This window comes from Pantoea sp. X-Soil-ISGK-421 (assembly GCF_059730785.1).
Window position 1 is genome coordinate 3,352,183 of sequence record NZ_AP035979.1, and the last position, 25,535, is coordinate 3,377,717.

Below are 25,535 nucleotides of genomic sequence, written 5' to 3' on the forward strand. Positions count from 1 at the left end.
GAGTTGATCACTGACTGGGGCGCAATCATGTCATCTTTTTTTTGCGGGAACAACCCGCGGCGGGTAAGGGTTGGGTAAGGGAAAAAAAGGAGTAGTATTACCCCACTTTCCTCAACCAGCCGGAGGCTGCATGTTCAAGGCATTGGTCATTGAAAATGACGAACAGGGCTACCGTACATCTCTGAAAGATCTGTCAGAAAAACAGTTGCCAGATCAGGATGTCACCCTTGAAGTAAGCTACTCCACCCTCAACTACAAAGACGCGCTTGCCATCTGCAATAAAGGCCCGATTGTGCGGCAATTCCCGATGGTGCCGGGCATCGATTTTGTGGGTCGGGTGATCAGCAGTCGCCATGCCGAATGGCAGCAAGACGACGTGGCGCTGCTCACCGGTTGGGGCGTAGGCGAGAAACATTGGGGTGGACTGGCGCAGAAAGCCAGCGTGTCGGGCGACTGGCTGGTGAAAGTCCCCGCCGCACTTAGCCCGCTGCAAACCATGGCGATTGGCACCGCTGGCCTCACCGCCATGTTGTGCGTACTGGCGCTGGAAAAACAGGGCATCACACCTCAGCACGGCCCGGTTTTAGTGACGGGCGCGAGCGGCGGCGTGGGCAGCTTCAGCGTCAGCCTGCTGGCGCGTCTCGGCTATGACGTGGTGGCTTCGAGCGGTCGTGCCAGCGACAGCGATTACCTGATCAACACGCTGGGCGCTACGTCGATTATCGATCGCGCGGAACTGAGTGAGCCTGGCAAACCGCTGGCGAAAGAGCGCTGGGCGGCGGCGATTGATAGCGTCGGCAGCCACACGCTGGCCAATGTGCTGGCGGGCATCAAGCGCGATGGCGTGGTAGCCGCGTGCGGCATGGCGCAGGGTTTGGATCTGCCGACCAGCGTCGCGCCGTTCATTCTGCGCGGCGTGATTCTGGCGGGCGTGGATAGCGTGATGTGCGCGAAACCGCTGCGTCAGCAGGCGTGGCAGCGTCTGGCGGAATTGGTGGATGGCGAATTATTGCAGCAGTTAACCAAGGTGATTCCGCTAAGCGCAGCGCGTGAAGGCGCCGAGCAGTTGCTGGCCGGTCAGGTGCGGGGACGATTGATTGTTGATTGCCGCTGATGTGTTCGTAGGGTCGCCATTCATGGCGACCTTGTACGCATGAATCGCGGACTGGTGGGCATGAATGCCCACCCTACGAAAACCCAGGCATTGCCATCATGGTCGCAACTGAATCTGCGGCCTGCCCTTTCCCTCCTTTATCACCACATCCAGCTCCGCCTGATACCACCGCGTCAGCGTGTCTTCGTTCATCACTTCCTGCGGTGCGCCCTCTGCCACCAGCTTGCCTTGATGCAGCAGCAGCACGCGATCCGACCACAGCGACGCGAGATTCAGATCGTGCAGCACGGTACAGACGCTAAAGCGTCCGTTGCGCGTCAGGCGATGCAGCAAACGCAAACTGTGCTGCTGCCAGAACAGATCGAGCGCTGACGTCGGTTCGTCAAGAAACAGCCAACCGCGCGGACCGTCGTCGTGCCATAGCTGCGCCAGCACGCGCGCCAGCTGCACGCGCTGCTGTTCACCGCCGGAGAGCGATCGATAATCGCGCTTTGCCAGTTCAAGACTGCCGGTGAGATGCATCACCTCATCAATTACCGTTTTCGATTGGCTGGCTGGCCACGGCGCGCGGCCCATCGCCACCACGTCGGCAGCGGGCAGCGGAAAACTGACGCTATTTTGCTGGCGCATCACCGCGCGGCGCTGCGCCAGCGGTTCGCGTGGCCAGTCGTTTAACGGTCGATCGCCAAGCCAGCATTGGCCGGATTCCGGCATGAGAAACCCGGTCAACAGCCGCAGCAGCGTGGATTTCCCCGCACCGTTCGGGCCGATCAGCGCGACCATTTCGCCAGGCTGCAAGCTCAGTGAAACGTCATCGATTAAAGCGCGTGAGCCGTGGCTGAAGCGCAGGCCACGCGCTTGCAGGCAATCACTCATTCATCCCCCTTGGGCTCACGCAGAATCAGCCAGAGAAACCACGGGCCGCCCAGCAGGCTGGTTAACAGGCCCACCGGCATTTCCGCCGGAACCACCACCGTGCGCGCCAGTGTATCGGCTAGCAGCAGCAAAATTGCGCCCGCCAGTGCCGAACCGGGCAGCATCCAGCGATGATCGCTGCCGAGACAGAAACGCATCAGGTGCGGCACCACTAAACCGACAAATCCGATAATGCCGCTCACCGCCACGGCGGTACCCACCAGCAAGGCGCTCAGCACCAGCAGCTGACGCTGCGTGCGCTTAACGTTGATGCCCATGTAATGCGCATCCTCTTCACCAAGTTGCAGCAAATTGAGACGACGCGCGCGCAGCTGAATCGCCATCAGCGCCGGCAGAATCAGCACCGCGCACACCGCCAGGCTCGGCCACTGTGCCGCACTCAAACTGCCCATGCCCCACAGCGCCAGCTGACGTAGCTGCTGATCGTTACTCAGCCATGACAGCACGCCAACCGCCGCGCCGCACAAGGCATTGATGGCGATGCCGACCAGCAGCAGGCGCGACAAATTGCCTAACGCCATACGGCTAAAACTGAAGATCAGCAGCGTTACCACCAAACTGCCGATAAAGGCGGCAATGCTCGGCAGCCACAGCGCCAGCAGCGGCGGTAAGCCAAGCGGAATGATGATTGAGAGCGCCACCGCTAAACCCGCGCCGCTGCTGATGCCGAGCAAGCCGGGATCGGCCAGTGGATTGCGAAACAATCCCTGCATCACCGCGCCGGATACCGCCAGCGCCATGCCGAGCAGCACCGCCAGCAGCACGCGCGGCAGGCGGATGTTGACCCAAATTTGCCATGTCATATCGCTGAACGGCGCACGCCACAAGGTACGCATGGAAAGTGGCATTGCGCCGAAGTTGGCGGCCAGCAGCATACACATCACCATGCTGATGCCCATCAAACACAACCAGCGCAGCACAGAGGTATTAGTCATGTTTTTCCCCTAAATCATTCAAGGTGCAGGAAGGCAGCAAGTGTGCGCATCCCCAGGAGCTTACATCAGTAAGTGACTGGGGTGAGGACTCGCAGCTAACGTGCCTGCGGCTTGAAGTATGACGGGGAAGCGGCTTCGGCGGCGTGACGCAACTTGATGAGAACGCCCGGCGTATCCAGGCCAAAGCTCAGCAGCGCCATTTCATCGACCACCAGCAACGCGCGATGCTGACCGGCCGGCGTCATTGCCAAACCGGGCAGCGCCCACACTTTCTCTTCGCCGCCCAGCGTACGCAGGCCATCTTCACCCACCACGATCAAATCCGGCGCCGCCGCGACCACGCCTTCCTGCGACAGCTGCTGGTAATGCGGCACCGCCGCCATCGCGTTAATCAGACCCGCGCTGCGAATCGCGCCATCCGCGCCGGTTTGTGCGCCCGCCGTCTGGGTGCGCATGCCGCCGTGCGCCATGATAAACAGCACTTTAATCGGCAACGGTTTTTGCGGGATCTGCGCGCGCTGCTTATTCACTTTTTCGATCAGCGCGGTGGCCTCATCTTCACGATGCAGCGCTTTGCCGATAGTCGCGATTTTTTCTGGAATGGCGTCGAGGCTGTTTTTGCCGGTGACATCCACTACTTTCACGCCAGCTTGTGCCACTTGCTGCAGTACCAGCGACGGTTTTGCCAGCTCGCTACTCAGCACCAGCGTCGGCTTCAGCGCCAGAATCCCTTCGGCATTCAGCTGCCGCATATAACCGACATCCGGCAGCTTATTAGCCTGCGCCGGATGCTGGCTGGTGCTGTCGCGCGCCACCAAATCCTGCTGCGCATCCAGCGCATAGATGATTTGCGTGACATCACCGCCAATCGAGATCACCCGCTCCGCCGCTACAGCGGGGAGCGCCAGCGTACTCAGCAGCAACAGAAGTTTTCTCATGCTGCTCCCTCCAGCGACATCACCTGCTCACGCCAGCGCACCTGCTCCGGTGTGCCTTCGCTGCGCTGACCATACAGCTGCGCGATCTGCGTGCCGTCGGCGGCAAACAGTTCCAGGCTGGTGACGAAGCCGTCGCCGCTTGGTTTGCGCGTCACCCAGCTTTCATGGATGCGATCCGCCATCAGGTGCAGCGTGAAGGTGGGATTGAAGATGTTGATCCAGTTATCCATCGGCATCAGTTTCTGCACCGCGCCGGTGAAGATCTGCGTGCAGCCACGGTTGCCGATGAAAATCATGATTTCGTTGCCATCCTGCTGCGCCAGATCCAGCAGCTGCGCCAGAGAGTCATTGCTCACCTGACGCGCCAGATCGTCCGGCACCGCGCGAAACGCCTGCGGGCGCGAAAGGTTGTGGCGCTTCAACAGACCAAAAAACTGATGCACATCGGTGATGGCACGCCATTCGGCTTCCACTTTACTGGCATCAATCACACTGCTGTATTGCGGCACGCTGGCGGGCTGCGGATCTAACGTCGCGGCATTATCCACCACGAATTCGTTAAGCAGCGCATCCCAGGCAGCCATATCGGTGTTATCGGTGGTGTAGATTTTCAGCACCGCATCAGCGTGGCGATCAAAAATCTGGATGCTTTGACGTTCACCGTGGGCGTTCTGCTCACGCAGGAAGAATGCGCTGTGCCACTGATTGGGGAACAGACGCTGATCGAGCGCGCGTGGGTTGAGAATCAGCCCGGCATGTTCGCCAAGGTGCAGATTTTCATATTTGCCCAGCTGCTCGTGGACCGCATATTCATTACGGGTGATGCTTTTGGTTTCACCCACCGCCGCCAGTGCTGCCAGCAGCGCCGGGAAATTGGTTTTTAACGCCTTTGCATCCTGGCCAATACGCGCTTCACACAGCTGCGCTTCGCCAATGCCCATTAACGCCGCCAGATCGCGCGCGTACTTTTTCGGATGTTCGCCTTTCAGCGCCAGATAGTGATCGTAACGTGGGTTCATTGCCTTGCTCCGTGAAAATGCCCTGCGCTGCCGCAGGGCGAAAAAGGATTAGAAATCGACGTTCACACCCAACTGGAAGGTGCGGCCTGGCATCACCGCCAGGTTGATGTCGTTGCGTTCCTGGGCATTGCTGCTGGTCAGCGTGCGGCTGCTGGTGTAGTCCCAGTATTTGCGATCGGTAATGTTGTAGATGCCGCCGCTCAACTTGACGTTTTTCGTCGCCTGCCAATACGCCGTGGCATCCACCATGCCGTAACCCGGTACGCGCATATATTCTGCGGTGGAATCGGTAATTGCCGTGCCGCTGTTGGTGTAGCTTTCGCGGTTGGTCGCCGTGGCCTGCTTGCCTTTCACGAAGGTGGCGGTTAGCGCTGCGCCGTAGCCGCGTGCTTTGTCATCCCACGCCAGACCAACAATCGCTTTCAATGGTGCGACGCTATCAAGATCGATGTACTTGTCACCGGCGTAGCTGGACTTCGATTTCCCTTCGTTATAGCCCAGCGCAAAGGTGCTGCTCAGACCATCGACCTGCGGGAACCAGGTGCCGTAATTCACTTTGGTGGTGATCTCAGCACCATAAATGTAGGCCTTATCGCGGTTTTCAGCCTGATAGCTGGTGTAGATGTTGCTCGGTACGTTGACGAACATCTCCGGATTGGTGGCGCGACGATAGCGAGTGTAAGCGATGAAGTTTTTGTACTGGTTGTAAAACACCGAGGTGTTCACCGTTACGCCTTCGGTCGCCTGACCTTTCAGGCCCCACTCGACGTTGTTGCTGGTTTCGGTTTTCAGATCGGTGTTCCCAATCAACGCATACTGCCCGCTCCCGGCATAGCTGGAGCCGAGGTTCCATGAACCGTACAGCTGGCTGGTGGTGGGGAACTGCACGCCGCGTTTGTATTGCAGATAGGTGGTCAACGCTGGCGTTATGTCGTACTGGAAGGTCAGCGATGGCAGCACCTGCGTGTCGGAATTGGTTTTGCCGTACAGCGCTTCGACCTGCTCTTCGGTCAGCACCGTGCTACCGGTGGTAAGATCACCCAGATCCTTCGGCTTAGTGCTTTGATACATCACGCGCACGCCGGGAATGATCGCGAAGTTGTGGCTATCCAGATCGAAGTTGATCTTATCCTGCAGATAACCGGCCACGGCAAATGTGCGACTGTCTGACTGTGGCTGCGTAATGGCGCTGAAGGTGCTTGGCGCTGGCGCCTGACGGAACGGACGCTCGCTGTTATCCAGGCGCGCGTTAACACCGGCACTCAGCTCATGACGACCGAGCGTTTTGGTGCCGCGCGTATCGAAGCCGTAGGTATCGACGTTGAAATCGGAGTAGACAAAGCCATACTGGCTGGCGCTGGTTGGTAAATAGGTATTGTCATGCGCCTGGGTTTGCTGCCAGTAAAGGCGCGTGGTCAGCGTATCGATGAAGTCGTTATATGGCGTCCACTCATCCGCCAGATTGATGCCCCAGCGGCGCGTATCACTCTGCTGCTGCGCAGTGCCCCACACGGTATTGCCGCTGGTGTCCCAGGTATCGTAATGGCTGTGATTGGTTTTGTGATAGTAATCGAAAGTGGCGCTCAGCTTGTGCTGATCGTTGGGCTGCCAGATACCGGAGGTCATAAAGGCATCGGAGTGCCAGTTAGCCGGATAGGCGTCTTTTACATCGCTGTTGTTGCGGGTTTCCTGGCCATCGCGACGGCTGTAAACAAACAGGCCGCGCAGCTCATCATCGCCAGCGGCGGCGGTGATGCCGTTGTGCCAGCTGCGATTCGAGGAGTCGTAATCGCTCTGATAACCGAAGTAGGTATTTTTGTCGCTGGTAAGATAATCGTCGGCGGTTTTGTTGTGGAACGAGACGTTACCGCCGATGGAGGTATTCGGCTGATCCACCGCCGTGGCGCCCTTCTCGATATCGACGCTGCCGAACATGTAGGGATCGATGTAATCGCGGCCAATACCAAAGGTGTTGTTGCCGGTGCGGCTGACGTAAGGACGTCCGGTGGCATCCGGAATTGGAATGCCGTCGATATCCATGCCAACGCGATTACTCTCCAGACCACGAATGTTGTAACCAGTGTAACCCGCGCGGTCGAAGCCGCTTTTCCCGGCAGACGAACCGCCGCTGGAACCGGTGGCGCTGATTAACGGCTCATAACGCATGATCGAACCGAAATCGTTCGCACCGCGTTTTTGCAGTTCTTGTGCGGTAATAGTGGTTTTATTGCCGGCCTGCTGCTTCGGCGCGGTAACGGTGAGAACCGGTTCGTCGCTGGCGGCAAAGCTGCAGGCGGCATGAATTGCCGCAGACAAAATGGCAACGTTGAAAAGGCGTGGCTGGTTTAATCCCTGAAAGAATGAAGACATGCGCGAAATACCTGGTTAATTGTTAGTATTCGCTCACTTGCTTGCTGCCGGAAAGTACGGGCTTTGTTGAAAAGACCGTAAAAAGTTATGGACTTAATTTATGTAATAAATAATTTCGACAGAAATGTAATGCAATTGGTAATCATTATCAATAGCATTTACACTAAGATGTATCTTAGACCGCACATTTTGTTAACTTGTTTATAATCAATAATTAAGCAGAGACACCTATGACACAGAAACCTGCCATCACCATTCACTACTGTACTCAATGCAACTGGCTGCTACGTTCTGCGTGGATGGCGCAGGAGTTACTGCATACCTTTGCCGAGGATTTAAGTGCGGTAACGCTTAAGCCAGGCACCGGCGGCGTGTTTGAGATCCAGATTGATGGGCTGGTGATTTGGGAGCGTAAGCAGGAAGGCGGATTCCCGGATGCGGCCGCGTTGAAGCAGCGCGTGCGCGATGTTTGCTGGCCGGATCGGGCACTGGGACATGTTGATAAGAAGAAGAGCTGATTGCGCACCCTGCAACAGAACGGTCGCCATGAATGGCGACCCTACGGGCGATCATTTAACTCCTGGCGATTTTCTCCGCCGCTTCATGCAGCGCGTTGATCACGATCGCCAGCGCCTCATCCGAAATATCTTCCTGTGCCAGACGATGATTCAGCGAGTGTTTAATCAGGTGAATCGCCTGCTCAACCTGCGGGATGCTGCGGTTATTTACCAGAATCGCCAGCGAGGTTAATCGCTCGATAATTGCGTCCACATTGTCACGATTTTCTGCCAGCAGCGCCGATCCGCTGTCATTCAGCGCATAGGCTTTACGCGATGCCTGCGCATCGACCACGCGAATCGCATCCATCTCTTCGAGCAACGTCAAATTGGGATAAATAATGCCGGGACTTGGGGAGTATTCCCCTTTGGAGAGTTCTTCAACCGATTTGATCAGCTCATAACCATGTGCAGAATTGTTCGCCAGAAAATGTAGCATTAACAGGCGGATATCGCTGGCATCCAGCATTCGCTCCCGACGCTTCTTGCGTGCGCCTGCACAGACGGTACGCGGTGCGTGATCGGACTGCGATGGAAAATCCCGCTGCTGTTTCATTGCCTTCCTGAGCATCAATTAAGGGAGGTTGATAGTAGTCCGCCGCCTGGCAAAATTCAACACAGGCGGCAGCGCGCAGGTGGAGGGGTTATTTTTGATGCCAATACGCCACAGCACGAACGTAATCGCTATCTGCACCGCGTCCCTGGGTGAAGTAATCGCTCAGCAATTTCACCGCTTCGCCCTCGCCGGTCAACCAGATGAAGTATTCATTAGCGGGCAGCGCGATCTTATCCAGCTGCGCCGTTATTGGCGCAAGGTTCGCGGCCTGCAAGGCACCGCTGCCCAACCAGCTCACCTGCACATCGGGCAGATCACCGAGATAATCGCGGCCGGTGGCTTCATCTGCACAGGCTAACAGATGAATTTCTTGCGCCTGCATTTCGGCATAACGACGTTTAAAGGCCGGTAAGCCGGTTTCATCGCAGACGTAAATCTGGCAGGCATAGTCCGTCGGTATAACCAACGAACCGCGCGGGCCGCCCATGGCAATTTGATCACCTACGCTGGCTTCGTTTGCCCAACTGCTGGCAACGCCGCCATCGTGGAGGTAGAAATCGATGGTCAGGGAATCTACGCCGTTAAATTCCAGCGGCGTGTAATCACGCGCGGCAGGACGGACGCCGCCCGGCCATACGATGCCTTCATCAGTCATCTGCGGCAGCGCCAATGTTTTGCCCGGACTTTCCGGGAAAAACACTTTGATGTGATCGTCAAACGACGGCGAGTTGAAGCCCGCCAGATCGCTGCCGTTGAAAACAATGCGCCAGAATTCACCGGCAATCAGCGTCTTGCTGACCACGGTGATATGGCGAAAACGCAGTTCATTGCGCACACGGCGTGGCGCGCGTTCGGAAGGGTTAGTTTGCAAGTGGTGTCTCCCTAAAAGATAGTGAAAGTCATTCTCATCTGATGGGGAAAGAATAGTTATGATATATCTTCGATGCAATGCCGAAAAATGCTATTAGGAGATTGTGGCGATGGAAAAATCTGTGCGATCCGCAAGTGGTCGCCATAAATGGCGCCCCTACGGGTTTTGTAGGGTGCGCATTTATAAAGGCGCACGGGTTTTGTAGGGTGCGCATTTATAAAGACGCGCGGGTTTTGTAGGGTGCGCATTTATGCGCACCGTTTACATGGACGCACGGAATTTGAGACATGGCTAATCGCACCTGGCAATGCAACAGGCGTAAAGATTTTCATAGGGAAGCTCATCCTGCCGGACATCAGGCACGAGCAGTGCGACCGGCAAGCGAGATTAAAGCGCAGAAATATTAAGCCTGATGATTGCCGCAGTTAACAAAACTGCCATCATCCTGGCTATGTTTCGGCAGCACATTGTCGCCAAGGATTTCACGCTGTGCGCAATGTGTTTGATGCGGATGCAGTCCGCCCGGCGGTGAAAAAGGTTCAGCCATCTGTGCACTTGCCAGCGAAGAAAACGCTACAAGCGCTGTCATGAGAAACAACGGTAGAAGTCGCATAATTTTTTTGTCTATTCACTATAGCGGCCCGGAATGGACCAGAAATGCAGGTGATTATCCAGCCTGATGTGTGGCGGCTGGTGATTTACGCGGCCAATCAGGTTTCGATGGAGAATTTTACGCCTATTACGGCATTGAGTTTATAAAATCGTGCGGTTTGTCACGGTTTACCGCACGAATTATGCATTACTTATCCGCCACCGGGATATAGAACGTCCCTTGCAGCAGATCTGGCGTACTGTATTTCAGATCCAGCTTAAGCAAATCCTTGCCCGGACGACGTGCCACACCCAACGCGGGCAAGTGGTTGTAGTAGATTTCAGCAGTGAAGGCGTTGATCTCTTCCGGCGTACCGTGCCAGTCAATCTCAGCATACAAGCCGCTTTCGCCGGTCCAATTCTGCACGTTACGTGGCAACATATCGGCGTACTGACTTTCCAGCGCCTGGAACAGGCTGATGTGCTGCTGATCGGCCGAGTGCAAACCCGGACTAAACTGGAAACCCAGCCAGCCGCAGCTGACATGTTGACCGGCAAAGGCGATGAAATCGCGCGTATGCTGCGCCACCACATGATGATGATGATCAATGTATTCGCCGAAGCGGCATTCCCACTCAATCACTTCACCACACAGCTGAATCTCCGGCTTTTGCGCCAGACGCGCATTGACCCATTCACGCTGGGTGGAAATGCGGCTGTGGAAATCCTTCATCAACATCTCCGGAATGCGGCGATAGGCGCCCGGCGTCATCGAGAAGTGACTTTTAAACACGCGTGTAAAATTTTGCTGATTATCAAAACCAAAACGCACGGCAATATCGATCAGCGGCATGCTGGTCAGACGCAGCGCCATCGCCGCCATGGTCAGACGACGTTTGCGCGTGTAGGACGCCAGCGTTTGTCCGGTCATCTCTTTGAACATGCGCTGCATGTGCCACTTGGAGTAACCGGATTTCAGGGTGATCAGATCGATGTTGAGCTCATCGGTCAGGTTCGCTTCTATCCAGTCCACCAGATCGATGATGTATTGTTTTTTCAGATTCAGGCTGAGCATGATTTTGATGGTCGAATGAAGTGGTTAACGTAATGAATATGCGTTATTCGTCACATAAATATAACAAAAACGTATTACTAACGTAAGGAAGAGTAAACGTAGCGCAGCGGGAAAAGCATTAATTGCTTAGGTTACTAATGTTTTTTGGGGCTTGGGAATAAAAAAAGGTCGCCATGAATGGCGACCCTACGATGCGTATCGACGAGGGGAGATTCTTAATGCGAACGCATGCCCGCCGCCGTCATCATCATACGAAACAGTGATGCCACCACACCGAGTGCCAGCACGCTTGCGCCGTAAATGACCACCAGCCACATCACCTGCTTCCACCACGGAATCTTAGTTTCAGTGTGAGTTTTCATGTTGCTGACCTCGGTTTTCATATCAATGGTATCCTTCGTCGGCTTTGATTTTTCCGCGGAACACGTAGTAACTCCAGAAGGTGTAACCCAGAATCACCGGAATAATCAGCAAGCCGCCCACCAGCATAAATGCCTGGCTGCTCGCCGGAGACGCGGCCTGCCAGATGGTGATTGACGGTGGAATGATGTTCGGCCAGATGCTGATGCCCAAGCCCGAGAAGCCAAGGAAAATCAGCGCCAGCGTCAGGATGAACGGCGAGTAATGCGCTTCACGTTTAATGGCGCGCACAATGCCCCACGAACACAACACCACCAGCACCGGAACCGGCAGGAACCAGAACAGGTTCGGACGCGAGAACCAGCGCTGCGCGATATCCGCGTGCGTCAATGGCGTCCAGATACTGATAATGCCCACCACCAGCAGCAGCGTCAGCGTCAACGGCGTAGCCAGCGCAGACATCTTACGGTGCAGATCGTGTTCAGTTTTCATGATAAGCCAGGTACATCCCAGCAGCGCATACGCAATGACCAGGCCGACGCCGCAGAACAGCGGGAACGGCGCTAACCAGCTCATCGCCGAACCGGCATATTCACGACCCACCACCGGGAAACCATTCAGGATGGCGCCAACGGCCACGCCCTGACTGAAGGTCGCCAGCAGTGAACCGGCAATAAACGATTTATCCCAGAACGCGCGGTGCTCCAGCGTAGCTTTAAAGCGGAACTCAAAGGCCACGCCACGGAAGATCAGGCCAATCAACATCGCGGTTAAGGGAATTGACAGCGCATCCAGCAGCACCGAGTACGCCAGCGGGAACGCGCCATACAGCGCCGCCCCGCCCAGTACCAACCAGGTTTCGTTGCCATCCCACACCGGCGCAACGGTGTTGACCATCATGTCGCGCTCGATGGGATCTTTGTTGAATGGCAACAACAAGCCAATCCCAAGATCGAAGCCATCCATCACGATGTACATCAAAGTGCCGAAGACGATGATGGCAAACCAGATAATTGAAAAATCGATCATCTTAGTGCTCCCCACTCTTTTCGCTATGGGTCTTCGCCGCTGACAACGGACGCGCAGGCGTGTGATGCTGGCCTGGACCACCGTGATCAACTTCTTTACCTTCGCCCGTTACCGGACCTTCTTTAATCAGACGCATCATGTAGAGGTAACCGACACCAAACACAGATGAGTAGACCAGAATGAACGCCAGCAGGCTGATGCTCATGTGCATATCGCCATGCGCTGACACCGCATCAATGGTGCGCTGCACGCCATACACTACCCACGGCTGACGGCCAATTTCGGTAGTAAACCAACCGGCCAGAATCGCGATTAAACCTGATGGGCCCATCAACAGCGTGAACCACAGGAATGGACGCGAGTGATACAAGCGACCTTTGAAGCGCAGCCACAAAGAAACCACGCCAAGCGTAATCATCAGCAAGCCCAGCGCCACCATCACGCGGAATGACCAGAAGATGATGGTTGAGTTCGGACGGTCTTCTTTCGGGAAGCTCTTCAGCGCAGGGATCTGTTTTTCCAGACTGTGCGTCAGAATCAGGCTGCCGAGGTAGGGAATTTCCAGCGCATACTTGGTGCGCTCCTGATCCATATCCGGCACACCGAACAGAATCAGCGGCGAGGCTTCACCCGGCTTGTTTTCCCAGTGGCCTTCAATCGCCGCGATTTTCGCCGGCTGATGCTCAAGCGTGTTGAGGCCGTGCGCATCACCGATCATCGCCTGAATCGGTGCCACGATCAGTGCCATCCACAGCGCCATCGAGAACATCTTACGAATCGCGGGATTGTCGTTGCCGCGCAGCAGATGCCACGCGCCCGATGCGCCAACAAAGAAGGCGCTGGCCAGGAAGGCACCGACCGACATATGGAACAAGCGATAAGGGAAGGAAGGGTTGAAGATGATTTTCAGCCAATCTTCCGGCACCACGATGCCGTTCTGGATGATGTAGCCCTGCGGCGTATGCATCCAGCTGTTAGACGCCAGAATCCAGAAAGTAGAGAAAATGGTGCCGAGCGCCACCATGCAGGTTGCGAAGAAGTGCAAACCTGGGCCGACGCGGTTCCAGCCAAACAGCATCACGCCGAGGAAGCCCGCTTCGAGGAAGAAGGCGGTTAACACTTCATAGGTGAGTAGCGGGCCGGTAATACTGCCAGCAAACTGTGAGAAACCGCTCCAGTTAGTCCCGAACTGGTATGCCATCACCAAACCGGATACCACGCCCATACCGAAGTTAACGGCAAAAGCTTTCGACCAGAAATGGTAGAGATCGCGATAGGTCTCGTTACGGGTTTTCAGCCACATCCCTTCAAGCACCGCCAGGAAACTGGCGAGACCGATGGTGATGGCTGGAAAGATAATATGGAAGGAAACAGTAAAGGCGAACTGAATCCTGGCCAGATGAAAGGCGTCTAATCCAAACATTGCTTACCTCATTGCCACAAATTACACCGAAATTATTACTTATATTTAACAAGCAGAACCCAGCGTGTTATTTCACTGTGCTTAAAGAAATGTCGCATCACTGTAAAAGGAAGTGATGCAAACGAAAATAAACAGTGGGAATGGGTAAAACTATAACAGTGTTTTTTGATTTCGATCATTGTTTTCAATAGAAACTAATACTTTAAAATCACCACCTTAAGGTTAAACACCCTCATTTATTGTGACATTATTGTTATTATTTTTAACGTGTTATCGCTATGCTTATCAGGTAACCGCTTCATTTATTTATTTTTTAGTGCGCCAAAAAAAGGGATTATTTCTTCTCCGGAACTTAAGCATGTAAATATTTCCGGACAATACGCCATGATCTTAATTGTTAATTAAAAGATAAAGAATTTAGAACAAAAAGATATATTGCTGCTGCTTATTAGTGACGTGATGTAAAGCCCGCGGCGTTAACTTACTGCTGCATGGCATTTGCCAGCAGCCACAAGCTGTGCTTTTTTAGAGCAGTAATCAACCAGTTAAACAGCGAAGGAGAGGTTATGGCCCGTCTTACTGCACAGGATTTCCCTCAGGAACTGCTCGAGCTTTACGATTACTACGCCCACGGCAAAATCAGCAAACGCGAATTTATCTCAATGGCGGCAAAATTCACCATTGCCGGTATGACGGGCGCCACGCTGCTTAGCGCCATGAGCCCCAACTATGCGCTGGCACAGCAGGTGGAATTCACCGATCCGGCCATCAAACCCGAATACATTCACTATCCGTCCCCGCAAGGTCACGGCGAGGTGCGCGGTTATCTGGTCCGACCGGCCAATGCGTCAGGCAACGTGCCTGCGGTGGTGGTGGTCCACGAGAATCGTGGCCTCAATCCTTATATTGAAGATGTGGCACGACGCGTAGCCAAAGCCGGTTATATTGCGCTGGCACCCGATGGCCTGAGCTCGCTCGGCGGTTATCCCGGCAACGACGAGGAAGGCAAGGTGATGCAGGCCAAAGTCGATCCCACCAAGCTGATGAACGACTTCTTTGCCGCGATCGATTTCCTGATGCATCACGAGGAAGGAACCGGCAAAGTCGGCATCACCGGCTTCTGCTACGGCGGCGGCGTGGCAAACGCGGCGGCCGTAGCCTTTCCCGATCTCGCCTGCGCGGTACCGTTTTATGGTCGTCAGCCCAAAGCCGAAGATGTGCCGCGCATTAAAGCGCCGCTGCTGCTGCACTACGCCGCGCTGGATAAAGGCATCAACGAAGGTTGGCCCGCCTATGAAGAGGCGCTGAAAGCCAACCATAAAATCTATGAAGGCTATGTGTACCCCGGCGTGAATCATGGCTTCCATAATGATTCGACGCCGCGCTATGACAAAGCCGCCGCCGAGTTAGCCTGGAGCCGCACGCTGGGCTGGTTTGAGAAGTATTTGCACGCGTAGCCTGGTGATCGCCGTGTCGTAGGGTCGCCATTCATGGCGACCGCTTCAATGCGCTGGCTTTAAAATCCGATGCACATTGCTCTCCAGCCAATCCGCCAGCCCGGTCACCTGCCCTTCCACTTCGCGGCCTAATGACGTCAAACGGTACTCAACGTGCGGCGGCACCACCTCATAGGCAATCCGCTCAACAAAACCATCCTCTTCCATATAACGCAGCGTCTGCGCCAACATACGTTCGCTGACGCCGCCAATCTTGCGACGCAGCTCGCTAAAGCGCAGGGTTTCTTCGCGTAGCGCCAGCAAAATCAGTACGCTCCAGCGACTGGTGATGCGCTTCAGCACTTCGCGTGAGGGGCAATTAACGTTAAGCAACTCGCCGCGCGTAAATTTTTCACTCAACTTTTCAGACATTTAATTATCTTCCCCCAAACTAACAAATCTGTAAGTACTTACTATAAGTTAGCTTATCCCGTAGGCTGTTTCCATACCCGTTCACAAGGAAAACATCATGATTGCAATTACAGGTGCCACTGGCCAACTGGGCCGCTTAGTGATTAACGCATTACTGAAAAAAGTGCCGGCCAGCGAAGTGATTGCCGCCGTGCGTTCGCCGGAGAAAGCGGTCGATCTGCAAGCGCTGGGCATTACGCTACGTGCAGCGGATTACAGCAAACCGGAAACGCTGCAAAGTGCCTTTGCCGGCATCGATAAACTGCTACTGATCTCCTCCAGTGAAGTCGGCCAGCGTGAAGCGCAGCACAAGGCGGTGATTGATGCGGCAAAAGCCGCCGGCGTGGGCTTTATCGCCTACACCAGCTTGCTGCACGCCGATACTTCGCCGTTGGGTTTAGGCGTTGAACATCGTGCGACTGAAGCGCAGCTGAAAGCCTCTGGCATTCCATTCGCGCTGCTGCGTAACGGCTGGTATACCGAAAACTACGCGGCGAGTATTGCGCCCGCGCTGGCGCATCATGCCTTTATTGGTGCGGTGGGCGAAGGTCGTATCGCTTCAGCGGCGCGCATTGACTATGCCGACGCCGCGGCAGAAGTGATCAGCCGTGACGATCAGGCTGGCAAAGTGTATGAACTGGCTGGCGACGACAGCTACACGCTGGCGCAGTTTAGCGCCGAGATTGCTAAACAGTCGGGCGAGCACGTGGAATACATCAACCTGCCGCAGGCCGAGTTTGCCGCCGCGCTGAAAGGTGCCGGTTTGCCGGATGGATTATCGGATATGCTGGCGGATTCGGATGCAGGCGCTGAAAAAGGTGGATTGTTCGATGAGAGTCACACGCTAAGTCAACTGATTGGCCGCCCTACTACACCGTATGCAGAGGTGATTAAGGCTGCGTTGCAGAAGTAGCGTAAACAGGTCGGCATCAATGCCGTAATGCCGATCAGTTAAGCCCCGTATTAATTACCGCACATTCCGTAGCGGCGCGATTTATCGCGCAATAAATTGCGCCGCTACAAGGTGTGCGCCAGGTAGTTGGGGTTTTCATCTCTTAACTGACAAACATTACGGTATCAATGCCGACCCTACGCGATTTTGTGGGGTTGGCATGGATGCCAACCTTGTTAATCACCGCTGCGTTTGCCATAAATTGATCAAGCCATCTCGCCCTTTTTTGCACAAATTTTAGCGATTTTCTTAAATACAGATAAATCTGTGCGGTTATTTAAACATCCATCCTAAAAGCCGCTTTCATTTCCTGAAATATAGCCCGTTGTAATCGCTGAAAAATCATATAAACCCGCGATCCATCGACATGATTTATTACGTTCATAGATAAATCGCATTGTTGTTTCGCCCGTTCAGAGCTCTATAATTTGTTCTTTACGCATTCAAGAATTTACCAGGAGGCTGCTATTAATACTAACCAACAGCAATATAACGCTTTCGAGGATCGACGCGCTGATGCTGAACTGGAGTATCAATATAATCCTCACGAGTTCGTTCGCGAAGGTATGCAGGATTCGGAGCCAGAACCCGAGCTGATCGAGGGTTTGCCCGCGCCGGATGCGCTGACGCCTGCCGATCGCTACATGGAACTGTTTGAGCAGGTGCAGACATCGCACATATTTGCCGACAGCAAAACGTTCCCGGACTGCGCACCAAAATTCGATCCGCTGGATATTTTAATCCGCTTTCGTCGTCGCAAACGCGCTGCGGATTTCGATCTGGAAAAATTCGTGCATGAACATTTTTATTCACCGCAGGTGAATGAGAGTTTTTATGTATCCAATCCGGATAAAACCTTAACCGAACACATTGATGATCTGTGGCCGGTATTAACCAAAATGCCGCAGCAACATTTAGCGCACTCATCGCTGCTGCCATTGCCAAAACCCTACGTGGTGCCTGGTGGCCGATTCGGAGAAACCTATTATTGGGACTCCTACTTCAGCATGCTCGGCCTCGCCGATGCGGGACGCGACGATCTGCTGCGCCACATGGCGGATAACTTCGCCTGGCTGATTGATAATTACGGTCACGTGCCGAACGGCAACCGTACTTACTATCTCAGCCGTTCGCAGCCACCGGTGTTTGCGCTGATGGTTGAACTGTTTGAAGAGGATGGTATTCGCGGCGCGAAACGCTACCTCGATCAGTTGATGAAAGAGTATCAGTTCTGGATGGACGGCGCGGGCGAGCTGATGCCGCATCAGGCTTATCGCCACGTGGTGCGCATGCCAGATGGTTCGCTGCTGAACCGTTACTGGGACGATCGCGATACGCCGCGCGATGAGTCGTGGCTGGAAGATATTGAGACCGCGAAGAAATCGGGTCGTCCGGCGAACGAGGTTTATCGTGATCTGCGTGCCGGTGCCGCATCGGGCTGGGATTACTCATCACGCTGGCTGCGCGATCCGCAGCGTCTGGCGAGTATCCGCACCACGCAATTTATTCCGATCGATCTCAACGCGTTCCTCTACAAGCTGGAACTGATGATTTCGACGCTATCACACGCCAAAGGCGAAGAGCTGACGGCGCTGGCGTGGCAGAAAAAAGCCGATGCGCGTAAGCAGGCGATTCATCGCTATCTGTGGGACAACACCGCCGGTGTGTACCGTGATTACGACTGGCGCCGCGAGCGCTTTGGCGCATTCACTGCCGCTGCGGTGGTGCCGCTGTTCCTTGGCCTCGCATCACCAGAGCAGGCGCACTTGCAGGCCGTTGCGCTGCGTCATCTTTTACTGACGCAGGGTGGCCTGTTAACGTCAATGGTGGAGAGCGGTGAGCAGTGGGATAAACCCAATGCCTGGGCTCCGCTACAGTGGATGGCGGTCGTGGGTTTGAATCACTACGGTGAAGAGACGTTGGCGACAGAAATTGCCGTCAACTGGCTGAATACAGTAAATAATTTCTATTCACTGCATCACAAGCTGGTGGAGAAGTATGATATCAGCGGCGATCGCGCCCGTCCGGGCGGCGGTGGTGAATATCCGTTGCAGGACGGCTTTGGCTGGACCAACGGTGTCACCCGTCGGTTAATGACGATGTACGGGCATTTGCTGGCAGATTGATTGAGCAGCGGTGCGCATTAAAGCGCACCGCAGGGTCGCCATTGGTGGCGTAATGCTCGTCAGTTAAGCGCCGTATCACATCGCCGCACCTTCCGTAGCGGCACAATTTATCGCGCAATGAATTGCGCCGCTACAATGTGTGCACTCGGCAATTCGAACCGCAGGGATGCGGTGAGAGGCGGCGCTGAGCAGGAGCGAATCGCCGCCGGTCCGTCAGGAATCGTGAGCGAGTGAAGGCACCGCGTAGCGGCGGTTTAGGGGCAGCTATCAGTGTCTGCCCGGTGATGCCTGAAGGGCGACCTGACGGTAACCATGAATCAACCCGCCAGACCAAAACCTTGTTTACCGTTCTTCTTAATCTGATACATCGCTTCATCAGCTCGCGTCAGCGCCTCATCAAAGCTGTCGCGATCCTGCACTTGTGCGATACCAATCGATGCACCAATCTGCGCGTGGCCATTATCAATATCAAATGGCGTCAGCGCCGCATCCAGCACCGCCTGCATCATAATCCGCACTTTTGGATAGTCGATCAGGAACGGCATCAGCAGTACAAACTCATCGCCACCCAAACGGCCAATCACCACATTGGGCGGCACGGCGTCGGTAATGCGCTGACTGAGCTGAATCAACACTTCATCACCGCTGCGGTGGCCCAGCGTATCGTTAACGTGCTTAAAGTTATCGAGATCGATAAACGCCACACACAGCGGCCCCAGCGCTTTCATTTTGCTGAACTGCGTCTGCAGTGCATGGCGGTTGGTGAGGCCAGTGAGCGGATCGTGATGTGCCAGAGAAGAGAGCTGTGCTTCATACTGCTTCTCTTTGGTCATATCGATATGCGTGCCGGTCACCTTGATCGGATTACCTGCGGCATCCCATTCGGTGACGCGTCCGCGATCCAGCACCCACGTAATCTTGTCGTTCTTGCCGAGCATACGGTGCAGCGCTTCGTAATAAGGCGCACGCCCCTCAATATGATCGTAAAACGCCTTCAGCACTTCGTCCGCATCATCGGGATGCAGGCGTTCACGCCACACGTCGAACTGCGCTTTGGTCTCTTTTGGCTGGAAACCCAGCATTGAGCCCCAGCGGCGGTTAAAAATCACCAGCTTGCCGCTGGGAATATCCAGCTGCCACAAACACAGCCCGGTTCCATCCAGCGCGGCACTCAGCTTATTTCGCGCGTCATGCGCTATACGCTTTAATCGCGCATTGTGCTTTTTCAGGTTCTGGATCTGCTGACGCAGCGCTTCTTCTGACATGGTTAGCTGATGGAGAGGAAATAAGCGCTATTTTGCCTGCCTGGACGTTGCTGTAAATAAAACAAATGAAAAGCCGATTAGACGCGGTAAATTGCAGCGACTTCAGAAGTTACGTCGAAAGTTTCCAGAAAAAACAGCTGACTAAACTTAATTAAGTTCCCACTTTTAGTAAACCTCACGCGGCAATCTAAGAAAATTCTTAATTCCGTTTAATAACTGCTGCGCTTCGTGCCGCTGTGAAGGGGCATCGGATACAGGTATTGAGGAGTGAGAACGGGTTTATGGGTAAACGCATTTTAGGCATGATCTTGCTAATGGGCTGGTGCTTTTCCGCCTGCAGCGCCACCACATTAACCTTCACGCCGCGTTATGGCCTGGTTTCTCCGGGCGTCACCCTCAAGCCGGAAAGCCAGCGCTGGCTGGCGCGTCATGCCGTGTTACGCGTCGGCGTGTGGAGCCACTCGTTACCGCCCTACTCGGTTGAATTTGAAAAAGATACGTTCGAAGGTCTCTCTGCCGATTACCTCGATATCGTCGCGAAAACGCTGAATCTGCCAGTGGAAATCAAACGTTATGCTACCCGCCTGGAACTGGTTGAGGCGTTAAATAATAAGCAGGTCGATATAATTCCCTACTATCCACAGGCGGCCAATCACGAGAGCAAGCTGGCACTGAGTATCCCTTATTCGCTGGCACAAAGTGTGTTAATTAGCCGTCGCCAGGCAAAATTTGATCGCGAGCTGAAAGATAGCCGCTTTCGACTGATGTATTACGGCGATGATGAACTTAAGTCATTGTTAGAAAAGCGTTATCCCGACGCAACTTTAGCCCCCGCCTCGCCGCCACTCTGGGCTTATACCGATACCGCGCTGAGTGAAAACACCGTGTTCTGGAGTAATACCGCCACCCAGCGTTATTTATCGCAGCGCGGATTACAGAATGTTATTGAAGGCCACAGCACGCCGTACGTAAATGATGTAGATGCGCGTTTTGCCGCGCGCGCCGACAACGAAGCGCTGATCGAGACCATCAATGAAATACTCCGCAATATTCCGCTGCGTAATGCCGTGCAAATCGCCGAAGCATGGGGCCTTGATTATCAATCGGTGGTGAAGAACCATCCGCTCGATCTCAGCGATGAAGAAGCCCGCTGGCTGGAACAGCATCGCGATATCACCCTGAATTATGATCCCACGCATCTGCCCTTTACCTTTTTGGATGGCAAACAGCGCATCACCGGACTGAGCGTCGATCTGCTTAAGCTGATTTCGCAGCGCACCGGCATCCGCTTTCACTACAACCCCATTCAGGGGTTGAGCAACATGCGCGATGCGCTGGTGAATCAACGTGATGCCCTGATCGTGGTGAGCGATGGCGCGTCGCCGCAAAGTGAACACATCCGTTTTACCCGCACCTATATCTATTCGCCTTGGGTGGTGATGACGCGCAAAGAGAGTTCCTGGCGCAGTTTTGATGAGATGGCCGGCAAACGTATCGGCATTTACGAACGTTCGTATTACCGTTTTGACCTGCGTCAGCGCTGGCCAAAAGCCCATTTTATGGAAAAAGTGGTCTCGATTGATGCGCTCGGGCAGTTGCAGGATGAGCAAGTGGACGGTTTTATCGTGCCGTACGAATCCGCGCAGTATTTGCTGAATAATCACTTTAACGATCGCTTCAAAGTGGCGTTTGTTGCCCCTTTGCCGATGTTTCGCATGGCAATGGCGGCGAATGCCGCCGATGTGCACTTGATCGCCATCCTGAACAAAGCGCTGTCCGATATTCCGCAACCGACTATGCAGTCGCTGATGGAGCGCTGGATAAAATATACGCCACCCGCTACCAGCACCTCATGGCAAAGCTTCCGCAGTTACGGCTTGCGCATCGTGGCGGGTGCGGCCATTTGCCTGCTGTTTTTCCTGTGGCGCAACCATCTGCTGAAATCCTCCCTGGCCAAACAGCGCCAGCATGAAAAAGAGATCAGCAACCAGCTGCACTATATCGAAACCCTGCTGGAGGATGTGCGCAAAGCCAAACGTGCAGCGCTGCGATCCAGCGAGGCGAAAAGCACCTTCCTGTCGCACATGAGCCATGAAATTCGCACTCCGCTGGCGGCGCTGATTGGCCTGCTGGAAATTGAGCATTTAGGCCAAAGCGATGCGGCGCAGCGGCAGAAGAATATCGATCTGGCGTGGGAATCGTCGCGTTCGCTGCTGTCGCTGGTGGGCGATATTCTTGATCTGGCGAAAATCGAATCCGGTCACTTCAGCATTCGCCATATGCCGATGTCGCTCAGCGATGTGGTGTACGACACCGAAGCGCTGTTCCGTCAGGTAGCGCATAACAAAGGCCTGGCGCTCACGGTGATGCTGGATATCGAACAGGACAGCGTGCTGTTTGATCCGGTGGCGCTGAAGCAGATCCTGGCAAACCTGGTGAGCAATGCCATTAAGTTCACCGCGCACGGCGAAGTAGAAGTGGCGCTGTATCAGGCCGACAGCAGCAAAGCCGAGTATGTGCTGGAGGTGTGTGACAGCGGCATTGGCTTAACGCCTGCGCAGCAACAGGCGATCTTTGAACCCTTTATACAGGTTGAACAAAGCACCAACCGCGTCAGCGGCACCGGGCTGGGTCTCAATATTTGTCGCCGCCTGGCGGTGATGCTGGGAACCGAGCTGCACGTCGAGAGCGAACCCGATGTCGGCAGCGTATTTATGCTGCGTTTTAGCGCGCCCGCCGCCACGCTCAGCGATATCCAGCCTGAGCGACAACCGCTGGAGGAGATCGCGCAGGTGTCATTGAGAATGTTGATTGTGGATGACAACGCCACCAATCGACAGCTGTTAGCGCAGCAGCTGCGTTACGCTGGCCACCATGTGCTGGTGGCGGATGGCGGTGAAGCGGCATTGTCTCTGTGGCGTGAACACGAGGTCGACCGCGTCATCACGGATTGCAATATGCCGGCTATGGATGGCTTCGAACTCACTCGCCAGCTGCGGATTGAAGAGAAATTGCTTAATCGCCGTCGCGTACCGATTTATGGCCTCACGGCGATGGCAGAGGAGCGCGTAGCACAGCTCGCTACGCAGGCCGGTATGGACGGCTGCCTGTTCAAACCGCTGGAGCGCGCGCAGCTGTTGCAGGTGGTGACCGGCAGCGCCAGCGGCGGCACGCGCAATGAAACGCTGCTAACGCTGGAAAATCTGGCGGCCAACGATCCGCAAGCCTGGCGCGATCTGGTGACCACCGCGCAGCAACAGAACGCGCGCGATCTCGCCCAGCTGCAATTGGCGGTTGATAGCGACGATTTCGTCAGCGCGCGCCACGCCGCACACCAACTGCTCGGCAGCGCCAAACTGCTGCGCGCCGACTCCCTACAACAGTGCTGTCTCGCCGCCGAGCAGGCAGCCGAACAACAGCAGCGTGCCCTCCTGCAGCAACTGATGCCTGCGGTCGTCGCGGCCGTCGTCGAGCTGGAAGCGCTGTTCCAGCATGCACTGGACAATAATCCCCATAATGAGGTGAAACCATGAAAGAATCTGCAATCTGGCAGGTTGCCGTATTAGACGATCATCCTTTGATCGGTAAAGCGATTCAATATCGACTGGCGCAGGAAGACGCGCTGGATCTCGCCGGTGCCTTTTCGCAGCGTCAGCAGCTGATGGCTTTTTTACAACGCCAATCGGTCGATGTACTGGTGCTTGACTACATGCTCGGTGAGGAGGAACTCGACGGTTTGCAGATGGTGAAACAGCTGCGCGTTCGTTATCCCGAGATGAAAATTTTGGTCTCTTCTGCGGTGGAGAAACCGGCGATAGTGCAACTCCTGCTTAAAGCGGGCGTGCATGGCTTTGTCGGTAAAAGCGAAGACCAGGAAGTGTTAATTGCCGCGCTGCATCAGGTTTGTCGCAATAAGCGTTTTCTCACCGCGGATATGCTGTTGGAGATGGATAAATTCCAGGAAAGCGACCGTGAAATGCATGACTACCTGATGCCACGACAAATGGGCGATGAAATTACGCTGCTGATGCGCGAGCTCAGTCCGCGCGAAATCGAAGTGATTCGCTGCTATCTGGACGGATTAAGCATCACGCAAATCGCCGGCAAATATGCGCGCAGCCGCAAAACCATTAGTGGACAGAAACAGACCGCGCTGCGCAAGCTGGGCCTGCGTTCTGATTTGGAGCTGTTTAAGTACAAAGAGCATTTCAGCGTGTTGGTACAGCATCATTAAGCGTCATCGCAGTGGATAAATTGTGTTCTGTGACGCGGATCAAAGCTTAATCGCCGAGCCGCGCTGTCATGATGTTTACTAGAATGGTAGTTTATCAGTTATCACAGACACGATAACGGTGGATGACATTATGCAGCTGACAATGCGTTGGTTTGGTCCAAAAGAAGATAAAGTTTCTCTGGAATATATTCGCCAGGTGCCGGGCGTACGCGGTGTGGTTGGCGCACTCTATGACGTGCCGGTGGGTGAAACCTGGCCGGTTGACAAAATCAACGCGCTGGTTGAGCAGGTGCATGCCGCCGGGCTGACCGTGGAAGTGATCGAAAGCGTTAACATCCACGACGACATCAAAATCGGTTTGCCGAGCCGCGATCGATACATCGAAAATTATAAGCAGAGCATCCGCAATCTGGCCGCCGTCGGCGTGAAGGTGATCTGCTACAACTTCATGCCGGTGTTTGACTGGATGAAGACCGACATGAACTACGTGCTACCTGACGGCTCGCTCACCATGGCGTTCGAGAAGAAAGGCATCGATAAAAGCCTCGACGAAGTGGTGCAGGAAGTTCTCGGCAATTCGAATGGTTTCGCCCTGCCGGGCTGGGAACCGGAACGTCTGGCGAAAGTGCAGGATCTGTTTGCCCAATACAAAGATGTTGATGACGCTAAACTGCGCGAAAACCTCGCTTACTTCCTCAAAGCGGTGATCCCGGTGTGTGAAGAAGTGGGCGTGAAGATGGCGATCCATCCCGACGATCCACCGTATTCGATCTTCGGCCTGCCGCGCGTGGTGAAAAACCGCGACGATCTTGATTGGATCTGTAATGTGGTCGATTCTGAAGCCAACGGCATTACGTTGTGCACCGGATCGATTGCAGAAGATCCCAACAATGATGTCTACGCCATTCTGGCCGAGTTCTCGCGCCGCAAACGCATCCCGTTTGCCCATGTGCGTAACATCAAAATCATTCAGGACAAAGATTTCTACGAGTGCGCGCACCCGACGGAATACGGCTCGCTGGATATGTATAAAGTGCTGCAATCGATGTATGACAACGGCTTCGATGGCTACATCCGCTCGGATCATGGCCGCTTTATCTGGGGCGAAACCGGCCGGCCGGGCTATGGTTTGTACGACCGCGCACTCGGCACCACCTATTTGCTGGGACTGTGGGAAGCGCTGGGTAAGCGCTGATTTTTCCTCAGGTGCGCATGAATGCGCACCCTACAACACTCGCCATTGTTGGGTCGCCATTCATGGTGACCGATTCACGCAT

The 25,535-nt window shown here is 54.7% G+C and carries 23 protein-coding genes; 9 read left to right on the forward strand and 14 right to left on the reverse strand.

Annotation, left to right across the window (positions count from 1 at the left end):
• The first annotated feature begins 130 nt into the window (after positions 1-130).
• Positions 131-1,114 (forward strand): acrylyl-CoA reductase (NADPH), encoded by a 984-nt coding sequence (gene acuI, locus AC6I8K_RS15465; RefSeq protein ID WP_497827016.1) that lies wholly within the window; start codon positions 131-133, stop codon positions 1,112-1,114.
• 96 nt (positions 1,115-1,210) lie between these two features.
• Here acuI and AC6I8K_RS15470 read toward each other — a convergent pair whose 3' ends face one another.
• From AC6I8K_RS15470 to AC6I8K_RS15490, 5 genes are all read right to left on the reverse strand, one after another.
• Positions 1,211-1,990, reverse strand: a complete 780-nt coding sequence (locus tag AC6I8K_RS15470; RefSeq protein WP_497827017.1) for a heme ABC transporter ATP-binding protein — start codon at positions 1,988-1,990, stop codon at positions 1,211-1,213.
• Entirely contained in the window at positions 1,987-2,985 is a 999-nt protein-coding gene (locus tag AC6I8K_RS15475; RefSeq protein WP_497827018.1) for a FecCD family ABC transporter permease, read from the reverse strand. The genes AC6I8K_RS15470 and AC6I8K_RS15475 overlap by 4 nt, the downstream gene beginning before the upstream one ends.
• A gap of 95 nt (positions 2,986-3,080) precedes the next feature.
• A complete protein-coding gene (locus AC6I8K_RS15480) occupies positions 3,081-3,923 on the reverse strand; it encodes a heme/hemin ABC transporter substrate-binding protein (protein ID WP_497827019.1) in 843 nt (280 codons plus the stop codon).
• Positions 3,920-4,942, reverse strand: coding sequence for a hemin-degrading factor (locus AC6I8K_RS15485; protein WP_497827020.1), 1,023 nt, complete (start codon positions 4,940-4,942; stop codon positions 3,920-3,922). The genes AC6I8K_RS15480 and AC6I8K_RS15485 overlap by 4 nt, the downstream gene beginning before the upstream one ends.
• 48 nt (positions 4,943-4,990) lie before the next feature.
• Positions 4,991-7,312, reverse strand: coding sequence for a TonB-dependent receptor domain-containing protein (locus AC6I8K_RS15490; protein WP_497827021.1), 2,322 nt, complete (start codon positions 7,310-7,312; stop codon positions 4,991-4,993).
• Positions 7,313-7,542: 230 nt separating this feature from the next.
• Between AC6I8K_RS15490 and AC6I8K_RS15495 the strand changes: the two genes are divergently transcribed.
• Entirely contained in the window at positions 7,543-7,830 is a 288-nt protein-coding gene (locus AC6I8K_RS15495; protein WP_007890340.1) for an Rdx family protein, read from the forward strand.
• A gap of 55 nt (positions 7,831-7,885) precedes the next feature.
• On the opposite strand, the gene AC6I8K_RS15500 is transcribed toward AC6I8K_RS15495, so the two are convergent.
• The 3 genes from AC6I8K_RS15500 to AC6I8K_RS15510 all read right to left on the reverse strand — a co-directional run bounded on the left by AC6I8K_RS15500 (position 7,886) and on the right by AC6I8K_RS15510 (position 9,843).
• Complete coding sequence (locus tag AC6I8K_RS15500) at positions 7,886-8,425, reverse strand: PadR family transcriptional regulator (protein ID WP_497827022.1); 540 nt, start codon at positions 8,423-8,425, stop codon at positions 7,886-7,888.
• Between the two features lie 88 nt (positions 8,426-8,513).
• Positions 8,514-9,296 (reverse strand): siderophore-interacting protein, encoded by a 783-nt coding sequence (locus AC6I8K_RS15505; RefSeq protein WP_497827023.1) that lies wholly within the window; start codon positions 9,294-9,296, stop codon positions 8,514-8,516.
• A gap of 403 nt (positions 9,297-9,699) precedes the next feature.
• Positions 9,700-9,843: a hypothetical protein gene (locus tag AC6I8K_RS15510; protein ID WP_231102700.1), complete on the reverse strand. Its 144-nt coding sequence runs from the start codon at positions 9,841-9,843 to the stop codon at positions 9,700-9,702.
• Between AC6I8K_RS15510 and AC6I8K_RS15515 the strand changes: the two genes are divergently transcribed.
• Positions 9,844-9,900: an SEC-C metal-binding domain-containing protein gene (locus AC6I8K_RS15515; RefSeq protein ID WP_483817917.1), complete on the forward strand. Its 57-nt coding sequence runs from the start codon at positions 9,844-9,846 to the stop codon at positions 9,898-9,900. It abuts the gene before it with no gap.
• Positions 9,901-10,095: 195 nt separating this feature from the next.
• On the opposite strand, the gene AC6I8K_RS15520 is transcribed toward AC6I8K_RS15515, so the two are convergent.
• The 4 genes from AC6I8K_RS15520 to AC6I8K_RS15535 form a co-directional block, all read right to left on the reverse strand.
• Positions 10,096-10,962: a helix-turn-helix domain-containing protein gene (locus AC6I8K_RS15520; RefSeq protein ID WP_483816128.1), complete on the reverse strand. Its 867-nt coding sequence runs from the start codon at positions 10,960-10,962 to the stop codon at positions 10,096-10,098.
• Positions 10,963-11,177: 215 nt separating this feature from the next.
• Complete coding sequence (locus AC6I8K_RS15525; protein ID WP_073991652.1) at positions 11,178-11,345, reverse strand: DUF2474 domain-containing protein; 168 nt, start codon at positions 11,343-11,345, stop codon at positions 11,178-11,180.
• Position 11,346: 1 nt separating this feature from the next.
• Positions 11,347-12,351 (reverse strand): cytochrome d ubiquinol oxidase subunit II, encoded by a 1,005-nt coding sequence (gene cydB / locus AC6I8K_RS15530; protein ID WP_064738586.1) that lies wholly within the window; start codon positions 12,349-12,351, stop codon positions 11,347-11,349.
• Between the two features lies 1 nt (position 12,352).
• Positions 12,353-13,774 (reverse strand): cytochrome ubiquinol oxidase subunit I, encoded by a 1,422-nt coding sequence (locus AC6I8K_RS15535; RefSeq protein ID WP_064738585.1) that lies wholly within the window; start codon positions 13,772-13,774, stop codon positions 12,353-12,355.
• A gap of 566 nt (positions 13,775-14,340) precedes the next feature.
• On the opposite strand from AC6I8K_RS15535, the gene yghX reads away from it, so the two are divergent.
• Positions 14,341-15,231 carry a YghX family hydrolase gene (gene yghX / locus AC6I8K_RS15540; protein ID WP_497827024.1) on the forward strand — a complete coding sequence of 297 codons (891 nt, stop codon included), beginning with the start codon at positions 14,341-14,343 and terminating at the stop codon, positions 15,229-15,231.
• Between the two features lie 45 nt (positions 15,232-15,276).
• Here the strand turns inward: yghX and AC6I8K_RS15545 are convergent, their stop codons facing one another.
• On the reverse strand, positions 15,277-15,642 hold the full coding sequence (locus tag AC6I8K_RS15545) for a winged helix-turn-helix transcriptional regulator (protein ID WP_483816129.1): 366 nt from the start codon (positions 15,640-15,642) through the stop codon (positions 15,277-15,279).
• Positions 15,643-15,739: 97 nt separating this feature from the next.
• Here AC6I8K_RS15545 and AC6I8K_RS15550 point away from each other — a divergent pair, with 97 nt between their 5' ends.
• Positions 15,740-16,594, forward strand: a complete 855-nt coding sequence (locus AC6I8K_RS15550) for an SDR family oxidoreductase (protein ID WP_497827025.1) — start codon at positions 15,740-15,742, stop codon at positions 16,592-16,594.
• 506 nt (positions 16,595-17,100) lie between these two features.
• Positions 17,101-18,759: an alpha,alpha-trehalase TreF gene (treF, locus tag AC6I8K_RS15555; protein WP_064738645.1), complete on the forward strand. Its 1,659-nt coding sequence runs from the start codon at positions 17,101-17,103 to the stop codon at positions 18,757-18,759.
• 317 nt (positions 18,760-19,076) lie between these two features.
• On the opposite strand, the gene AC6I8K_RS15560 is transcribed toward treF, so the two are convergent.
• On the reverse strand, positions 19,077-20,024 hold the full coding sequence (locus AC6I8K_RS15560) for a diguanylate cyclase domain-containing protein (RefSeq protein WP_483816131.1): 948 nt from the start codon (positions 20,022-20,024) through the stop codon (positions 19,077-19,079).
• 281 nt (positions 20,025-20,305) lie between these two features.
• Between AC6I8K_RS15560 and AC6I8K_RS15565 the strand changes: the two genes are divergently transcribed.
• The 3 genes from AC6I8K_RS15565 to uxuA all read left to right on the forward strand — a co-directional run bounded on the left by AC6I8K_RS15565 (position 20,306) and on the right by uxuA (position 25,453).
• Complete coding sequence (locus tag AC6I8K_RS15565) at positions 20,306-23,557, forward strand: transporter substrate-binding domain-containing protein (RefSeq protein ID WP_497827026.1); 3,252 nt, start codon at positions 20,306-20,308, stop codon at positions 23,555-23,557.
• The gene (locus tag AC6I8K_RS15570; protein WP_483816133.1) at positions 23,554-24,258 is read left to right on the forward strand and encodes a response regulator; all 705 of its coding nucleotides are present in this window, start codon (positions 23,554-23,556) and stop codon (positions 24,256-24,258) included. The genes AC6I8K_RS15565 and AC6I8K_RS15570 overlap by 4 nt, the downstream gene beginning before the upstream one ends.
• A 130-nt stretch (positions 24,259-24,388) precedes the next feature.
• On the forward strand, positions 24,389-25,453 hold the full coding sequence (gene uxuA / locus AC6I8K_RS15575) for a mannonate dehydratase (protein WP_483816134.1): 1,065 nt from the start codon (positions 24,389-24,391) through the stop codon (positions 25,451-25,453).
• Positions 25,454-25,535: the final 82 nt, after the last annotated feature.

Excerpts from the sequence above, each read along its gene's own strand:
- acuI (WP_497827016.1), top strand. The coding sequence starts at position 131 with ATGTTCAAGGCATTGGTCATTGAAAATGACGAACAGGGCTACCGTACA.
- AC6I8K_RS15470 (WP_497827017.1), bottom strand. The coding sequence starts at position 1,990 with ATGAGTGATTGCCTGCAAGCGCGTGGCCTGCGCTTCAGCCACGGCTCA.
- AC6I8K_RS15475 (WP_497827018.1), bottom strand. The coding sequence starts at position 2,985 with ATGACTAATACCTCTGTGCTGCGCTGGTTGTGTTTGATGGGCATCAGC.
- AC6I8K_RS15480 (WP_497827019.1), bottom strand. The coding sequence starts at position 3,923 with ATGAGAAAACTTCTGTTGCTGCTGAGTACGCTGGCGCTCCCCGCTGTA.
- AC6I8K_RS15485 (WP_497827020.1), bottom strand. The coding sequence starts at position 4,942 with ATGAACCCACGTTACGATCACTATCTGGCGCTGAAAGGCGAACATCCG.
- AC6I8K_RS15490 (WP_497827021.1), bottom strand. The coding sequence starts at position 7,312 with ATGTCTTCATTCTTTCAGGGATTAAACCAGCCACGCCTTTTCAACGTT.
- AC6I8K_RS15495 (WP_007890340.1), top strand. The coding sequence starts at position 7,543 with ATGACACAGAAACCTGCCATCACCATTCACTACTGTACTCAATGCAAC.
- AC6I8K_RS15500 (WP_497827022.1), bottom strand. The coding sequence starts at position 8,425 with ATGAAACAGCAGCGGGATTTTCCATCGCAGTCCGATCACGCACCGCGT.
- AC6I8K_RS15510 (WP_231102700.1), bottom strand. The coding sequence starts at position 9,843 with ATGGCTGAACCTTTTTCACCGCCGGGCGGACTGCATCCGCATCAAACA.
- AC6I8K_RS15520 (WP_483816128.1), bottom strand. The coding sequence starts at position 10,962 with ATGCTCAGCCTGAATCTGAAAAAACAATACATCATCGATCTGGTGGAC.
- AC6I8K_RS15525 (WP_073991652.1), bottom strand. The coding sequence starts at position 11,345 with ATGAAAACCGAGGTCAGCAACATGAAAACTCACACTGAAACTAAGATT.
- cydB (WP_064738586.1), bottom strand. The coding sequence starts at position 12,351 with ATGATCGATTTTTCAATTATCTGGTTTGCCATCATCGTCTTCGGCACT.
- AC6I8K_RS15535 (WP_064738585.1), bottom strand. The coding sequence starts at position 13,774 with ATGTTTGGATTAGACGCCTTTCATCTGGCCAGGATTCAGTTCGCCTTT.
- yghX (WP_497827024.1), top strand. The coding sequence starts at position 14,341 with ATGGCCCGTCTTACTGCACAGGATTTCCCTCAGGAACTGCTCGAGCTT.
- AC6I8K_RS15545 (WP_483816129.1), bottom strand. The coding sequence starts at position 15,642 with ATGTCTGAAAAGTTGAGTGAAAAATTTACGCGCGGCGAGTTGCTTAAC.
- AC6I8K_RS15550 (WP_497827025.1), top strand. The coding sequence starts at position 15,740 with ATGATTGCAATTACAGGTGCCACTGGCCAACTGGGCCGCTTAGTGATT.
- AC6I8K_RS15560 (WP_483816131.1), bottom strand. The coding sequence starts at position 20,024 with ATGTCAGAAGAAGCGCTGCGTCAGCAGATCCAGAACCTGAAAAAGCAC.
- AC6I8K_RS15565 (WP_497827026.1), top strand. The coding sequence starts at position 20,306 with ATGGGTAAACGCATTTTAGGCATGATCTTGCTAATGGGCTGGTGCTTT.
- AC6I8K_RS15570 (WP_483816133.1), top strand. The coding sequence starts at position 23,554 with ATGAAAGAATCTGCAATCTGGCAGGTTGCCGTATTAGACGATCATCCT.
- uxuA (WP_483816134.1), top strand. The coding sequence starts at position 24,389 with ATGCAGCTGACAATGCGTTGGTTTGGTCCAAAAGAAGATAAAGTTTCT.